The 16,014-nt window shown below is 52.4% G+C and carries 15 protein-coding genes; 9 read left to right on the top strand and 6 right to left on the bottom strand.

Annotated elements, in window-relative coordinates; all coding sequences use genetic code 11:
* The 4 genes from JYE49_RS00005 (at position 1) to JYE49_RS00020 (ending at position 4,407) form a co-directional block, all read left to right on the top strand.
* Positions 1-1,185 (top strand): ATP-grasp domain-containing protein, encoded by a 1,185-nt coding sequence (locus JYE49_RS00005; protein ID WP_093956782.1) that lies wholly within the window; start codon positions 1-3, stop codon positions 1,183-1,185.
* A 342-nt stretch (positions 1,186-1,527) separates the two neighbouring features.
* Positions 1,528-2,832, top strand: a complete 1,305-nt coding sequence (locus tag JYE49_RS00010; protein WP_093956781.1) for an O-acetylhomoserine aminocarboxypropyltransferase/cysteine synthase family protein — start codon at positions 1,528-1,530, stop codon at positions 2,830-2,832.
* A gap of 75 nt (positions 2,833-2,907) precedes the next feature.
* Entirely contained in the window at positions 2,908-4,137 is a 1,230-nt protein-coding gene (locus JYE49_RS00015) for a dicarboxylate/amino acid:cation symporter (RefSeq protein ID WP_093956780.1), read from the top strand.
* 51 nt (positions 4,138-4,188) lie between these two features.
* On the top strand, positions 4,189-4,407 hold the full coding sequence (locus tag JYE49_RS00020) for a hypothetical protein (protein ID WP_093956779.1): 219 nt from the start codon (positions 4,189-4,191) through the stop codon (positions 4,405-4,407).
* A gap of 1 nt (position 4,408) precedes the next feature.
* Here the strand turns inward: JYE49_RS00020 and JYE49_RS00025 are convergent, their stop codons facing one another.
* The gene (locus JYE49_RS00025; protein WP_093956926.1) at positions 4,409-4,918 is read right to left on the bottom strand and encodes a hypothetical protein; all 510 of its coding nucleotides are present in this window, start codon (positions 4,916-4,918) and stop codon (positions 4,409-4,411) included.
* Positions 4,919-5,060: 142 nt separating this feature from the next.
* On the opposite strand from JYE49_RS00025, the gene JYE49_RS00030 reads away from it, so the two are divergent.
* Both JYE49_RS00030 and JYE49_RS00035 read left to right on the top strand, forming a co-directional pair.
* Complete coding sequence (locus JYE49_RS00030; RefSeq protein ID WP_093956778.1) at positions 5,061-5,945, top strand: LysR family transcriptional regulator; 885 nt, start codon at positions 5,061-5,063, stop codon at positions 5,943-5,945.
* Positions 5,946-5,964: 19 nt separating this feature from the next.
* The gene (locus JYE49_RS00035; RefSeq protein WP_093956777.1) at positions 5,965-6,867 is read left to right on the top strand and encodes a PhzF family isomerase; all 903 of its coding nucleotides are present in this window, start codon (positions 5,965-5,967) and stop codon (positions 6,865-6,867) included.
* Positions 6,868-6,977: 110 nt separating this feature from the next.
* Here JYE49_RS00035 and JYE49_RS00040 read toward each other — a convergent pair whose 3' ends face one another.
* From JYE49_RS00040 to JYE49_RS00055, 4 genes are all read right to left on the bottom strand, one after another.
* The gene (locus JYE49_RS00040) at positions 6,978-7,646 is read right to left on the bottom strand and encodes a Type 1 glutamine amidotransferase-like domain-containing protein (RefSeq protein WP_179217278.1); all 669 of its coding nucleotides are present in this window, start codon (positions 7,644-7,646) and stop codon (positions 6,978-6,980) included.
* 155 nt (positions 7,647-7,801) lie between these two features.
* Positions 7,802-8,188, bottom strand: coding sequence for a Fe-S cluster assembly scaffold protein NifU (gene nifU, locus JYE49_RS00045; protein ID WP_093956775.1), 387 nt, complete (start codon positions 8,186-8,188; stop codon positions 7,802-7,804).
* Between the two features lie 17 nt (positions 8,189-8,205).
* Entirely contained in the window at positions 8,206-9,393 is a 1,188-nt protein-coding gene (locus JYE49_RS00050; protein ID WP_093956774.1) for a cysteine desulfurase family protein, read from the bottom strand.
* Positions 9,394-9,528: 135 nt separating this feature from the next.
* Positions 9,529-9,828: a hypothetical protein gene (locus tag JYE49_RS00055; RefSeq protein ID WP_143754474.1), complete on the bottom strand. Its 300-nt coding sequence runs from the start codon at positions 9,826-9,828 to the stop codon at positions 9,529-9,531.
* Positions 9,829-10,517: 689 nt separating this feature from the next.
* Between JYE49_RS00055 and JYE49_RS00060 the strand changes: the two genes are divergently transcribed.
* On the top strand, positions 10,518-10,916 hold the full coding sequence (locus JYE49_RS00060) for an RrF2 family transcriptional regulator (protein ID WP_093956772.1): 399 nt from the start codon (positions 10,518-10,520) through the stop codon (positions 10,914-10,916).
* Between the two features lie 155 nt (positions 10,917-11,071).
* Here the strand turns inward: JYE49_RS00060 and purC are convergent, their stop codons facing one another.
* A complete protein-coding gene (gene purC / locus JYE49_RS00065) occupies positions 11,072-11,782 on the bottom strand; it encodes a phosphoribosylaminoimidazolesuccinocarboxamide synthase (RefSeq protein ID WP_093956771.1) in 711 nt (236 codons plus the stop codon).
* A gap of 421 nt (positions 11,783-12,203) precedes the next feature.
* Between purC and glmS the strand changes: the two genes are divergently transcribed.
* Positions 12,204-14,072 (top strand): glutamine--fructose-6-phosphate transaminase (isomerizing), encoded by a 1,869-nt coding sequence (glmS, locus tag JYE49_RS00070; RefSeq protein WP_093956770.1) that lies wholly within the window; start codon positions 12,204-12,206, stop codon positions 14,070-14,072.
* Between the two features lie 184 nt (positions 14,073-14,256).
* On the top strand, positions 14,257-15,855 hold the full coding sequence (pyrG, locus tag JYE49_RS00075; RefSeq protein ID WP_093956769.1) for a CTP synthase: 1,599 nt from the start codon (positions 14,257-14,259) through the stop codon (positions 15,853-15,855).
* The last annotated feature ends 159 nt before the right edge of the window (positions 15,856-16,014 follow it).

Consider the following 16,014-nt stretch of genomic DNA (forward strand, 5'->3'; position numbering starts at 1 on the left):
ATGAATTTCGTGTTTATTTCTCCGCATTTTCCCCATACCTACTGGCAGTTCTGCGACCGGCTCCGCCGGAACGGAATCAATGTGCTGGGCATCGGGGACGCGTCCTATGACAGCCTGGAAGCGCCGCTGAAAGCTTCCCTGACAGAGTATTACCGGGTAAACAGCCTGGAAGATTACGACCAGGTTTACCGGGCAACGGCTTTTTTTGCCTTCAAGTACGGAAAGATTGACTGGATCGAGTCCATGAATGAATACTGGCTGGAGCAGGACGCCCGGCTCCGGACAGATTTCAATGTGACTACCGGAATCCGGGAGGACCGGATCGGCTTCATCAAGGAAAAGAGCCTGATGAAGAAACTGTACCTGGAAGCCGGGATTCCCACGGCCCGGCAGCACGTGGTGACAGACCGGGAAGCCGGCAAGGCTTTTATCGCGGAAGTTGGCTATCCGGTCATTGTCAAGCCGGACGTGGGCGTGGGTGCGACTCACACCTGGAAGCTGGAGAACGACACGGATCTGGAAGCGTTTTATAATAACTTGCCTGCTGCACCTTATGTGATGGAGGAGTTCATTCAGGGAGAAATCTGTTCCTATGATGCGATCCTGGATTCCCGGTGCGAGCCGCTTTTTGAGAGTATGACCGTATGGCCGCCGGTGATGGATATCGTGAACAAAGACCTGGACCTGATGTACTACACCTGCCCGGAAGTACCGGAGAAACTGCGGAAACTGGGAAGGAAAACAGTGAAAGCCTTTGGAGTGGACCGGCGGTTTGTGCATCTGGAATTCTTCCGCCTGACAAAAGCCCGTAAGGGATTGGGCAGGGTCGGGGACTTCGCAGCACTGGAGGTTAATATGCGGCCGGCCGGCGGATACACACCGGACATGATGGACTTTGCCCATTCCACGGACGTATATCAGATCTATGCGGATATGGTAGCCTATGATGAGCGGAGAATTCCGGAATCCGGAAAGCATTTCTACTGTGTATATGCCAGCCGCAAGGACGGACACACTTATGCCCGCACCCATGAGGAAATTATGGAAAAATACGGCGCCCGGATGATGATGCAGGAGGAAATGCCCCCGATGAACTGGCCCCAGATGGGACGGTATATGTATACTGCCCGGCTGGAAACCTTTGAGGAAGCGCAGGAGTTTATCCAATTTGTGCAGGGAGCCTGAATCACAGACAGCAGATGAACCGGCATGGCCTGGAAACGGCCATGCCGGTTTTTTTATAAATCCGGATGAATGACCATAACGTGGTTATAGATCGAATCTATAACTGCCTATTGATCTCCGGTATTGGACAAAAACCTATTCATACAGTAGATTAATGCCAACGCAAACGAAAGGAGGTTCCGGCCATGCGATGTCGATGTAATCTGAATGCCGTGCTGCTGAGCCGGAATCGAATGTGATAATCAATTCAGAATTAAGAATTCAGAATGATTGGTTACAAAAAGGTGTATGTTTCCACAACAGGGTTCATGATCATAAAAGAAATTAAAGGAGAAAAAAACAATGTCTGATATTAAGAATTCCGCCAACTGGTCTTTCGAAACAAAGCAGCTTCACATCGGTCAGGAACAGGCTGATCCGGCAACCGACGCCCGTGCGGTTCCGATCTATGCCACTGCCGCCTATGTTTTCCATAATGCCCAGCACGCGGCCGATCGCTTCGGCCTGCGGGACGCCGGCAATATCTACGGCCGGCTGACAAACCCCACCCAGAGTGTGTTTGAGGAGCGCATCGCCGCCCTGGAGAACGGCTCCGCCGCCCTGGCGGTTGCTTCCGGCGCCGCGGCCATTACCTATACCCTCCAGGCACTGGCCAAGGCCGGGGAGCACATTGTGGCCTCCAAGACCATCTATGGCGGAACCTTCAACCTGCTGGAGCACACCCTGCCCCTGACTTCCGGCATTACCACCACGTTTGTGGATCCGGATGAGGAAGGCGCCTTTGAAGCGGCGATTCAGCCGAACACCAAGGCGCTCTACGTGGAGACCCTGGGCAACCCCAACAGCAATATCGCCGATATTGAAAAGCTGGCGAAGATTGCCCATGCCCATGGACTTCCGCTGGTGGTGGACTCCACCTTCGCAACACCCTACCTGGTCCGTCCGCTGGACTGGGGCGCGGATATCGTGGTGCACAGCGCGACGAAGTTCATCGGCGGTCACGGCACAGCCATCGGCGGTGTGATCGTTGAAGGCGGCAAGTTCAACTGGAAGGAAAGCGGCAAGTATCCGTGGATCAGCGACGCCAATCCGAGCTATCACGGCGTCAGCTTCTATGACGTGGTCGGCCCCGCTGCCTTCGTGACCTACATCCGTGCCATCCTGCTCCGGGATACCGGCTCCACGCTGTCTCCCTTCCATGCCTTCCTGTTCCTGCAGGGCCTGGAGACCCTGTCCCTGCGCGTGGAACGTCATGTGGAGAATACCCTGAAGATTGTTGATTACCTCAGCAAGCATCCGCAGGTGGAAGCGGTTCATCATCCGTCCCTGGAAAGCGAACCCAGCCACGCACTGTATAAGAAGTACTTCCCGAACGGCGGCGGCAGCATTTTCACCTTCGAACTGAAGGGCGACAGCGAAACCGCGAAGAAGTTTATCGACAATCTGGCGATCTTCTCCCTGCTGGCCAATGTGGCTGATGTGAAGAGCCTGGTTATCCATCCCTTCACCACCACCCACAGCCAGCTGACAGAAGAGGAACTGCTGGATCAGGGCATCAAGCCGAATACGATCCGTCTGTCCATCGGTACAGAGAATGTGAAGGATCTGATTGCAGCCCTGGATGCCGCGTTTGAAGCAGTCAAATAACCAAATGAATAATGACTGAGGGGTGCGGAAAATACCCGCATCCCTTCGTCGTTTATGTGTAAGGAGACAGAGCATATGGCGAAAACGTTCCAGACTAACAAAAAAGCAATCCGGCTCAGCCTTGCCATCCTCGCCGGACTGATTCTAGGCGCACTCTTTGGACTGGTGATGCCGGATTGGGCAGAACCGGTAACAAGTTTCATCAGCACAGTTTACCTTCATGGACTGACTATGATGATTTATCCGCTGGTTTTCTGCTCCCTCATCGTGGGTATCAAGGGAATCGGCAGCGTATCAGCAACCGGCAAAGTGGGCGGACAGGCGTTACTGTATTTTATCGGTACTACGCTGTTCGCCAGCCTTCTGGGTCTTTTTCTGCCTAAGGCGCTGAATATCGGCGCAGGAGTGGCGGTGGAAATGGCGGAGGCGGAGGTACAGGCCGCGGAGTTTACCAGCGTTCTGGACACACTCAAAAACCTGATTCCTGCCAATCCTTTTGCGTCTTTTGCCAACGGAAACATGCTTCAGGTGCTGGCTTTTGCGATTATCATCGGCATTACCTGCCTGGTACTTGGCCCGAAAGCAGAGCCTTTTGTAAAACTGTGTGAAGCTGTGGACCAGATTTCCGTGAAGATTATTTCTGCTGTGATGTATACGACGCCCCTGGGTGTGTTCTGCTCACTGGCGGGTACTGTTCATGTGAACGGACTGCAGACAATTCTGTCGCTGGCCGCAGTGCTTGGCGCACTGTATCTTGTGATGCTTCTGTATATTGTGATTGTGTACGGCCTGGTTCTGGTGAAGGGAATCGGAAAATTCAGTCTTCGCCGTTTCTTCGTTACGGCGCTTCCGGCAGCGCTGAATGCTTTCGGGACAGCGTCTTCTTCCGCAACGCTGCCGATCAGCAAACGCTGCGCAGATGAAATGGACGTGCCGAACGAGATCTCCTCCCTGGCTTTGCCGCTGGGCGCAACGATTAATATGGACGCTGTGTCCATTGTGATGTCTTTCATGATCGTGTTTTTTGCCAACGCAACCGGAACAGATCTTCCATACGGACTGCTTGCAGTGGTGCTGCTGAGCAATACACTGCTGAGCATCGGTGCGCCGGGCGTGCCGAACAGCGCCATTGCTTCCTTTGCCGCACTGGCGGCCATTGCAGGGCTGCCGGCCGGTATCATGGGGATGTATGTGAGCGTCAATATTCTTGTGGACGCCGGCGCAACCTGCTGCAATGTGCTGGGTGACATCGCCAGCGCGGTTGCAATGAAACGAACCTGCAGACTGCCGGGCTCGGAAAACTGATTTCCTGCTGCTGTAAGCTGTGACTGCTGCAGAAACAGACGGAGGGGAACAATGAAGTCATTGCTTATTAAGGATACAACCCGTGAAGAACGTATCCGGATTGTCCATGAAGCATTATGGGGTGCCTGCGGCATTGACTGTGAATTCTGTTCCGGATGCGATAACCGCGGCGGAGGCAGGATCGAGAGCATTTATCAGCCCTACATAGACGGGATCAAAGAAATTCGGGAGATCAACGCGGAATACAGCGCTCCTTTTGTCAGAGGATAGATCAGGGCTTGACCTGTCCTTTCCTGTAGCGGCCGAAGAAGATGCCGTCATCCACATACTTGTCTGCTTCCGAAACCCACATGGGGAATTTGCCGGTGGCAACGGCTGTCTGGCCGTTCAGCATGCCGGTGTGAAAAGATAAATGCCTGTACTGCCGCAGCACCAGCTCCATGCGGGTGAAGCGGCAGTTTTCCGGCTTTTCATACAGCATTTCATCCGTCAGGGAGTCCAGGTAGCAGTAGGTTTTTTCCTCAATCTGATCCAGGTAGGCGAGCAGCTGTTCATCGGTCAGGATCACACTGGTGGGATTATCCGGGTTGTCCATTCCTTCCTCATGGAAGGCCGGTTCATCATATACGGACGGATTGAAGAACCACTTGTCCGCAGAATGAAGGGCATGATAAACCCAGCGCCAGCAGGGTGCACCGCAGCAGAGCGCATTCCGGTCATAGGCTTTGATGGACGTCCGGATGTTCAGGAAATTCGGCTTTACAGTATCTTTGATAATCATACATAAGGTGTTGTTCATGGTTTTTCCTCCAATCCCAGGATTGATTTTCCTGTCTTCGTCTGCTATCATAACATCGAATCAATCATTTGAAAAATTGAAATAATCAAATGAAATGATTATAAAAATCGATTGGAGAATATCCATGACCATTACGCAACTGGGAACCTTCCTGAAGATCGCGGAGACGGGGAACTTCACGACAGCGGCGAATTTGCTTGGATACGCCCAGTCGACGGTGACCACGCAGATCAAACAGCTGGAAGCGGAACTGAACTGCCTGCTGTTTGAACGGCTGGGAAAGTCGATTGCGCTGACGCCGGAAGGGGAACGGCTTCAGGAGTATGCAGAAAAAATGCTCCAGATGGAACGGGAGATCCTGCTGGAGGTACCGGCGGTCCGGGAACCTGTCGGCGTGATCAAGCTGGGAGTGTCCGAAAGCCTGTGTTATAACCGGCTTCCGCAATCCCTGATGGCGTACCGGCAGAAATATCCGGGAGTTGATATCCGGATTCAGTTTATTGATCATGAGACGTTTCCGGAGCAGCTGAAAAAAGGAGCCCTGGATCTGGTCTATACGCTGAATCCCCTGATGGAACAGCCGGAACTGACAATCCTGCACAAAAAGCGGGAACAGCTGGGGTTTTACGCAGCACCGGGATATCTGCAGACCGGAAAGAAGATCACAGAGAAGGATCTGGCAGGGATTCCGTTGCTGCTGACCTCCCACCACTGCAGCTTCCGCCGGATGCTGCTGGATGATCTGGCACAGGCGTCCGTGACACCTCGGATCGCACTGGAAACAAGCAGTAAGGAGATCCTGAAACAGTTTGCGATCAATGAAATGGGAGTGGCTTTTATGCCGGAAATGGCCGCTGAGGAAGAAATAAAGAAAAAACGACTGGTGAAGCTGAACTGGCAGGGAAATGACTTCCCGATTTATGCGCAAATATACATCCATAAGGACAAGCATATCAGCAAGGCGCTTGCTGAACTGGTGAATATGATTTCAGAAGGAGCTTATTGCTGATATACGGAGGATAATATTTTTGAAAAAATATAAGATATACCAGGTCGATTCGTTCACCAGGACCTGTTTTCATGGAAATCCTGCCGGAGTTGTTCCGGACGCTGACGGCCTTTCAGAAGAACAGATGCAGAGAATCGCACGGGAAATGAATAACTCGGAAACGGCGTTTATTTTTCCGTCAAATTCTCCTGATTATGACGTCGAAGTCCGCTTTTTTACGCCGACAACAGAAGTTCCCATCTGCGGGCACGCAACCGTCGCAGCGCATTATGTTTACGCACTGGAAAAGAACTTTGGAAACAGGCGCGTCCGGCAAAAAACAAAAGCCGGCATCCTGCCGGTCGATATTGTCAAAAAGGACGATGACTATTCAATCGTTATGACACAGGGGACTCCGGTTGTATCTGAGGATCTGGGCGGGGAGGTAAGAAACCGGATCGCAGATGCCCTGGGGATTTCCACTGATGATACCTGCAGAGAGTATCCGGTGGCCATTTCCTCAACGGGACATTCCAAAGTCATGGTTCCCATCTGTTCAAATCAGCTGCTTCACAGCCTGAAACCTGACCTGCAGAAACTGACGGAAATCAGTTCGGTGATCGGATGTAATGGTTATTATGTTTTCACATTGAACCCCGGAGAAGACGTACTTGTTCACGGAAGAATGTTTGCCCCGGCGATAGGGATTGCAGAAGATCCCGTAACCGGAAACGCAAACGGGCCTTTGGGAGCGTACCTTGTATATTATAATATCCTGCAAAATCCGCAGGAAAAGTATTTTGACTTCAGTATCATGCAGGGAGAGGCAATCCAAAGGGACGGAACAATGCGGGTTCATGTTGAGAAGGAAAACGGCAAACCAGTTCTGGTTCAGATTACCGGGGACGCAGTTGTCGCTTTCTCTGCGGAAATCACAATCTGATTTCCGGAGGGCTATTCTTCATAAAGAACACCTGCAGGCAATGGATGCCTGCAGGTGCTTGGGTTTGAAGTGAAAAGTGAAGAGTGAATAGTGAAGAGTTGAGGTAAACCTCAGCAGAACCTTTCATATTCTTTTCCGTTGATGAATTCATAGTAGGGACGGGGGCCGATGAACCGGATTCCCCCGTCTGTTACGCAGATCGTGTCTTCCTCCGGGATGGCATATGCCGGCTTGGCTTTAGAAAGCTCCAGCAGGTACCTCCGGCTCAGCTCCGTCCGGACCGGTTCCCGGCTGGTGTAATGGCACAGCAGGGAATAGCCGCCCAGCATATTGAATCCGGTATGGTCCACCAGGCCGACTTCATTGTCGTCATCGGTGTTGCAGGAATCCAGGTCTTTGCCAAAGATAATGGCACCTGCGGATCCGCCATATACGATGCCGTTTTCTTCCATCAGATATTTCCGGATCTTTTCAAAGGCACCGCTTGTTTTCAGGTCGTTCAGAAGCTTATAGGTGTTTCCGCCGCCGATATATAAACAGGCATAATCTTTGAAGTTTCTGCTCATCAATTCTTCGAGCGTAGTAACCATCTCAATGCCGGCCTTATCCACGTCGGACAATTCACCTGTCATAAATTCCAGGCAGCCGCGGTAGGTCGGATCGGGCCAGGCAAAGGGGAGGTACAGGATTTTCCTGCTGTGATCAATGATGCTGTTCAGCAGCTGTCTTGCCGAGGCGACAGCCTGTCCGTCTCCGCCGCCGTTGAGAATCAGAGTCATGATATGTACCTCCATTAACATTTGGTTGATTATATCATAATCAACCAAATGTTTAATGAATACTGAAAATTTAAAACTTAAGACTTAAAAATGGTGGAAAAAATCGCTTCAGTGATGACTGAAGCGATTTTCATTATTTGGATTATGTTGATGAATTACTGATTGCCGGCGTTTTTGCGGTTTTCGTAATCTTCCAGAGCGGACTTGATGGCTTCCTCGGCCAGGACGGAACAGTGGATCTTGTGGGCGGGAAGGCCGTCCAGCGCTTCCGTGACCGCTTTGTTGGTGAGGGTTCTGACTTCGGACAGGGGCTTACCCTTGATCATCTCCGTAGCCATGGAGCTGGAGGCAATGGCGCTGCCGCAGCCGAAGGTTTCGAACTTTACATCTTCAACGATATCATCCTTGATTTTCAGGTACATCTTCATGATGTCCCCGCATTTTGCGTTACCGACTTCACCGATAGCGTTGGCATCCTCAATGACGCCGACATTCCGGGGATGAAGGAAATGATCCATAACTTTTTCACTGTACAGTGCCATATGCTTATCCTCCTGAATTACAGAATAAAGGGTGTTTTGCCGCTCTGCAGGTCCCGCCAGACAGGTGAGAAACCACGAAGGTAGGAGACGACATCTTTGACGGCGGAAATGATGTATTCCACGTCCTCCGGTGTGTTTTCCCGACCAAGCGTCAGACGCAGGGACCCGTGGGCCACATCATGGACCCGGCCGATGGCGAGAAGCACATGGCTGGGATCCAGGGAACCGGAAGTGCAGGCACTGCCGGAAGAAGCGCTGATGCCCTTTTCATCCAGCAGGAGCAGGAGAGATTCGCCTTCGATGCCCTCAAAGCAGAAGCTGACGTTTCCGGGAAGCCGCTTTTCTGCGTCCCCGTTCAGGGCAGAATGAGGGATCTCTTTCAGGCCGGCGATCAGCCGGTCCCGGAGTCCTGTAAGGCGGATCGCTTCCGCATCCCGTTCGGCAACCGTTTCCTTGAGGGCGGCAGCCATACCTACAATGCCGGGCAGGTTTTCCGTGCCGGCGCGCTTGCCTTTTTCCTGGGCGCCGCCGTTGATCAGCGGGAGAAGCGGGACGCCCTTGCGTGCATAGAGGAAACCAACGCCCTTCGGCCCGTGGAATTTATGAGAGGAGGCGGAAAGATAGTCGATATTTTCCGCCTGCACGTCAATGGAAAGCGGGCCGACGGCCTGAACGGCATCCGTATGGAAGAGCACCTGGTGTGCCCGGCAGACGGCGCCGATTTCCCGGATTGGCTGAATGGTGCCGATCTCGTTGTTGGCGTACATGACGGTAACAAGGCAGGTTTCCGGACGGAGGGCGGCCTCGACTTCCTCCGGACGGATCACACCGTTTTCATGCACATCCAGCAGGGTGACTTCAAACCCTTCCGTTTTCAGCTGCTCCAGGGTATGGAGCACGGCGTGATGTTCAAAGGCGGTGGAAATGATGTGGTTCTTTCCTTTTTTCTTTCCCGCAAGGGCGGCGGAACGGATCGCCTGATTATCGGCTTCGCTGCCGCCGGAGGTGAAATAGATTTCCCGGGACTCCGCGTGGATCACGGATGCAATATCCTCCCGGGCCTGTTCCAGTACTTCTTTAGCTTGCTGACCGATACGGTACAGGCTGGAGGGATTTCCGTAATACTCCCGCATACAACGGGTCATAGCTTCAATGGCCGCCTCACTCATGGCGGTGGTCGCGGCGTGATCCGCGTAAATGCTCATTCAGGCAACTCCTTTAGTCATCATAGTGGGTGAATCCACAGGAGATTATATTTCCTTTAACCTACTATGTCAATAGGAGAATAGAAGGAAAAAGATAATTCTTCTTTTGACATCGGACAATACGCGGAGCAGCGATTAATCGGCTGTGCTAAAGTATTCCCTGACGATTTTGTATGATGTGTCCAGGAAGTCTTCTATCCGGCTGTGTTTGTTATAACACTCCATTATACGATCCATAATGCTTACACCGGTGAGCTTATCTTTTTCATAAAACAGCGGATAGGCTTTGTTTTCATACAGGGTATGATGCTTTACCCGTTCATCGTTCAGTGTGGGATCCACAATGATTTCTTCAAGATACCAGAGCGGATCCGGCCAAACAGGTTCCGCACATTGGCTGCCATGCATTTCCTTCCATTTTTGAAAGAAAATCATATGGTTTATTTCATGAACTGCTCCGGAAAAAACACGTTCTTCATCCTGATATGAAACATAAAAGCACATTTCTTCCGTACTTCTGGGGTAAAACGGCAGATATCCTACGAAACAGTGAATCTGCGGATGGGAAGCTTTCCACTCATAATGGAACAGTTTGCATTCGGCCTCTATAAAATCACGGATAAAACTGTCAAAGACATCCTGAAAATGCTGTATCCGGATTTCAATTTCCGGTCTGTGGTTCCAAAGGCGTTCCCGAACTGCCCGTCGGACGATCTCATCCCGCACCTTTTCGTCTTCGACACTACGGATGTCTTTGAGCTCGGGATAAAGGAGAATGGTTTTGTCATAGAACGGACGGGTCGTGTTTCCCGCTTTTTCTTTACTCAGATAATTCTGAATGAATCGGGCATTTGTCTCCGGATCAATCATTGAGACTTTCACTTCAGGAATGAACATTGTAACCTCCGTCAGAGTCCATCTATTGAACAGCTTGTTGAATTATATCACAGAGAAGGGGAGTTTTAATATTCAGATGCCAGTGATGAGTGAAGAGTGAAGAGATGCCGCTGCGGCGGCAGTGAAAAGTGATGAGTGAAGGGTGAAGATTCGCCCTTGGGGCGAATCTTGACAACCCACTTACCCTACGGTAAAATAGGCAATAAAACTTTTCGGGGGGATTATCTATGATTTCCACAAAGGGCCGTTATGCACTCAGGGTGATGCTTGACCTGGCAGAGCACGATAAAGGTCAGCCTGTACCGCTGAAGGATATTGCGGAGAGGCAGGGGATCTCCAAGAAATATCTGGAGATCATCGTGAAGGACCTGGTGGACGGAAAGCTCGTAAAGGGCGCCAGCGGCAAAGGCGGCGGCTATGTGCTGCTGCGGAAGCCGGACGAATACTCTGTCGGAGAGATTGTGGAACGGATGGAGGGAACCCTTGCGCCGGTGGCTTGCCTGCAGAAGGATGCGGAGGTATGTCCGAAGGTGGCAAGCTGTGCGACACTGCCCCTGTGGCAGGAACTGGATCAGCTGGTACATGATTTCCTGTATCAGAAGAAGCTGACGGACCTTATAAAGTAATGGAAAAGACAGCTTCTGGTGAAGCTGTCTTTTCCTAATGAATACTTAAGACTGAATAATGAAAAATGGCAGAAAAAACGCTTCCGGAACCGGAAGCGTTTTTGAGTATTCAGATACCAGTGAAGAGTGTAGAGTGTAGAGTTCGTTTAACAGAATCAGGCTTCTGTTAAACGACGCATAATCTCCTGATAGGCTTCCTCGACACCGCCCATGTCGCGGCGGAAGCGGTCTTTGTCCAGCTTTTCGTTGGTCTTGCTGTCCCAGAGACGGCAGGTGTCGGGACTGATTTCATCGGCCAGGACGATGGTGCCGTCGGACAGGCGGCCGAACTCCAGTTTGAAGTCCACCAGGGTCACGCCAACGTGCTTCCAGATGGCTTTCAGCTCTTCATTGACCGCGAAAGCGTACTTTTTGATGGTCTCAATCTCTTCCTTGGTGGCGAGCTTGAGAGCCAGCGCATGATATTCATTGATCAGGGGATCGCCCAAATCATCATTCTTATAGGAGAATTCGATGGTCGGCGCGTCGAAGACGATGCCTTCCTCTACGCCGTAGCGCTTGGAGAAGGAGCCGGCGGAGATGTTACGGATGATCACTTCCAGCGGAACGATGGAAACTTTCTTAACGAGGGTTTCCCGCTCACTGAGTTCCTTTACGAAATGGGTAGGAATGCCTTTCTTCTCGAGCCGCTGCATCAGCAGATTGCTCATGTGGTTGTTGATGACACCCTTGCCCTGAATGGTGCCCTTTTTCAGACCGTTGAAAGCAGTCGCATCGTCCTTGTAATCGACGATCAGCAGTTCGGGATCATCCGTGCTGAATACCTTCTTGGCCTTTCCTTCATAAAGCTGTTCACCCTTGATCATGCCTGCGCCCTCCTGCGTGATTTTTTACGGGAGCATTATACTGCACAGGGGAATAATGTCAAGGGCTCGGACGGTTCCTTCTTTGTATCGTAGAGCAATCTGCAGGATACTCTCCCAATGATAGAACCCGGGCGGGAAATTGACTGTACGGAACGGTACAGATGGGCGGAAAGAGACCATTTGCCACCTTGACAGGAGAGCCTTTCAGTGATAGCATACGGACAGCAGGGCAAGGGCGTCAGGCAGACGTTGTGCCCTGCGCTCTTTTTTTGTTTGTTTCGGAGCTCTGGGGTTACGGTGAAGAGTGTAGAGTGAAAAGATGCCGCTAAAGCGGCAGTGCAGAGAGACCAGTGAAGAGTGAAGAGTGTAGAGTTGCCGCTTTTATGGCGGTGATGGGCAGTGAAAAGGAGAGAAAAGCGGCATGTGCGGAATAGTGGGTTATACGGGACATGTTCAGGCGGCACCGATCCTGCTGGATGGACTGGCAAGACTGGAATACCGGGGCTATGACTCGGCCGGACTGGCTGTACGTGACGGAACGGCGCCGGCGGAAGTTGTAAAAGCCACCGGCAAGCTGTATCACCTGGCCGATAAAACAGACCAGGGGCGCGCACTGCCCGGCAACTGCGGTATCGGCCATACGCGGTGGGCAACCCACGGAGACCCCAGCATGGTGAACGCGCATCCGCATGTGAGCGGCAACTGCACAGGTTCCGGATGCGGACCGGTGGAGAGCGACGTGGTGGGCGTACATAACGGCATCATTGAAAACTTCACGGAACTGAAGGAAAAACTGCTGCGTCATGATTATGCTTTCTACAGTGACACCGACACTGAAGTGGCAGTAAAACTGGTGGATTACTACTATAAAAAATATAAGATCGGTCCGGTGGACGCCATTACCCGGGCTATGGTCCGGATCCGGGGCAGTTATGCCCTGGCGCTCATGTTCAAGGATTATCCGGATGAGATCTTTGTGGCCCGGAAGGATTCCCCGCTGGTAATCGGCACGGCAGACGGCGCTTCCTATCTTGCATCGGACGTACCAGCGATCCTGAAATACACACGGAACGTATATTACATTGATAATTTGCAGGTCGGACGGATCAGTGCCGGCAGTGTGAAATTCTATGACCTGAACGGAGACGAGATTCAGCTGCCGCTGACCGAGATCACCTGGGATGCCGCAGCGGCGGAAAAGGATGGATATGAGCATTTCATGCTCAAGGAAATCCATGAGCAGCCCAAGGCGGTCAGGGATACGCTGAACAGCCTGGTGAAGGACGGAAAGATTACCCTGGAAGAGACCGGCCTGACTGACGATATGCTCCGGCAGGTCAGCCGGGTGGATATCGTGGCCTGTGGCTCCGCATGGCATGTGGGTATGGCTTCACAGTACGTCATCGAGGATCTGGTGAAAGTTCCTGTGCGGGTGGAGCTGGCCTCCGAATACCGGTACCGCAGCATTCCCGTGGCACCGGATACGCTGGTGATTGTCATTTCCCAGAGCGGTGAAACCGCGGACAGCCTGGCGGCTTTGCGTGTGGCCAAGGAACGGGGAGCCATGACGCTGGCAGTGGTCAATGTGATCGGATCCACCATTGCGCGGGAGGCAGATCATACGCTGTATACGCTGGCCGGGCCGGAAATCGCCGTGGCAACCACCAAGGCTTACAGCGCCCAGCTGATTGCCATGGACGTGCTGGCGGTGAAGATGGCGGCGGTTAAAGAGCAGATTACGGAAGAGCAGGTAGCCGGGTTCCTGGAAGCGCTGAATGCGATTCCGGAGCAGATCGGCCGGGTGCTGGAAGAAAAGCAGCGGCTGCAGTGGTTCTCCTCCAAGATCGCAAATACGCATGATATTTTCTTCATCGGCCGCGGGCTGGACTACGCGATCAGCCTGGAAGGCAGCCTGAAGATGAAAGAGATCAGCTATATTCATTCCGAGGCTTATGCGGCAGGCGAGCTGAAACATGGAACGATCAGCCTGATTGAACAGAACACCCTGGTGATCGGCGTGCTGACACAGGGCAGCCTGTTTGAAAAGACACTGTCGAATATGCTGGAGTGCAAGAGCCGCGGCGCATACCTGATGGGTGTGACCACGAATGGCAATTTCTCCGTGGAGGACTCCGTGAACTTTACGGTTTATGTACCGAAGACGGACGAACACTTTATCGCGTCGCTGGCCATTGTTCCCCTGCAGCTGCTGGGTTACTACACCAGCGTGAACAGGGGCCTGGACGTGGATAAGCCGAGGAACCTGGCAAAGAGCGTCACGGTTGAATGATAAAGAATGAAATCAATCCGCTTTGCGGATTTGTGAAATATTGAGCCGCAGTGCGGCACAATGTGAAATGCTGCTTCGCAACATGAAATATTCGCCTTATGGCGAATGTTTTAGTTGGTTATAAAACAGATATATTCCCGAATGGGATTATGGACAGGGACAGAATAGTGCAGAGGTGGAAAGTATGACGAAGTATATTTTTGTTACCGGCGGTGTGGTTTCTGGTCTGGGCAAAGGCATTACGGCAGCTTCCCTGGGACGGCTGCTGAAGGCAAGAGGGATAAAAGTTGCGGCCCAGAAGCTGGATCCGTATATCAATACGGACCCCGGAACCATGAGTCCTTATCAGCATGGTGAAGTGTACGTGACCGAAGACGGTGCGGAAACCGATCTGGACCTGGGCCATTATGAGCGGTTCATTGATGAGGATCTGAACAAGTACTCCAACCTGACCACCGGCAAAGTATACGCAAACGTCATCCAGAAGGAGCGGCAGGGAGGATACCTTGGCTCCACAGTGCAGACGATTCCCCATATTACTGATGAAATCAAACGGTTTATTTACCGGGTCGGTGAAAAGACCGACGCAGACGTCGTTATTACTGAGATCGGCGGTACAATCGGCGATATTGAAAGCCAGCCCTTCCTTGAGGCGATCCGAGAGGTTGGCCTGGAAGTGGGCCGGGACAACGCATGTTATATCCATGTGACGCTGGTGCCCTACCTGAAGGCCAGCGGAGAGCATAAGTCCAAGCCCACCCAGCACAGCGTGAAGGAACTGCAGGGCATGGGTATCAGCCCCAACGTCATCGTGCTGCGGGCGGATGAGAAGATCACGGACGAAACGATCTTCACCAAGATTGCCCACTTCTGCAACGTGAAAGATGACTGCGTGATTGAAAACACCACGCTGCCGACGCTGTATGCGGCTCCGTTGATGCTTGAAAAGGCCGGCCTGGCTGCCGTGGTCTGCCGTGAGCTGGGTCTGAAGAGCCCGGCACCGGACCTGAAGGACTGGGAAGACCTGGTGGAACGGATCGGCCATCAGACCCGGAAGGTGAAAATCGGCCTGGTGGGCAAATACGTGCAGCTGCACGACGCTTATCTGTCTGTGGCAGAAGCCCTGCGCCATGCCGGATATGCCCAGGACGTGAAGGTTGAAATTGACTGGATTGACTCTGAACGGCTGACAGAAGAAACTGCCGAGGAAATCCTGAGCCCGCTGCAGGGCATCATTGTGCCCGGCGGCTTTGGAGGACGCGGTATTGAAGGGATGATCCTGGCAGCCCGCTGGGCCCGGGAACACCATGTGCCGTATTTCGGCATCTGCCTGGGTATGCAGGTGGCGGTCATCGAATTCGCACGGAACGCAGCCGGAATGGAAGGCGCAAACTCCCGTGAGTTTGACGAGAACGCTCCGTACCGGGTGATTGACTTCATGCCGGGACAGAATGACGAAATTGACAAGGGCGGCACCCTGCGTCTGGGCAGGTATCCCTGCATGCTGGAAGAAGGCACTGTAATCGCAAAGTGCTATGGAGAAACCCGGATCGGTGAACGCCACCGCCACCGTTATGAATTCGCGAATGAGTACCGTGAAGCGCTGCAGAACGCCGGCCTTTGCCTCTCCGGCCTTTCTCCGGACGGACGGCTGGTGGAGACCGTGGAGATTTCCGATGAGGACTTCTTCGTGGGTGTTCAGTTCCATCCGGAATTCAAGAGCCGGCCGAACAAGCCGCACCCGCTGTTCATGGGATTCATCGGGGCCGCAAGCAAACGCTGAACGGAAATGAAATATATTCACGTTGCGAATTTATGAAATATTCGACTTTGTCGAATGTGAAATGTTCGGCTGACGCCGAACATGAAATATTGGGCAGCTGTGCACAGCACAGCTGCCCAATGTGATAAATACAGAAAATCTCTCCGGAAGGGAAGATCC

Origin of the sequence: Aristaeella hokkaidonensis (genome assembly GCF_018128945.1) — a bacterium.
Lineage (GTDB): Bacteria > Bacillota > Clostridia > Christensenellales > Aristaeellaceae > Aristaeella > Aristaeella hokkaidonensis.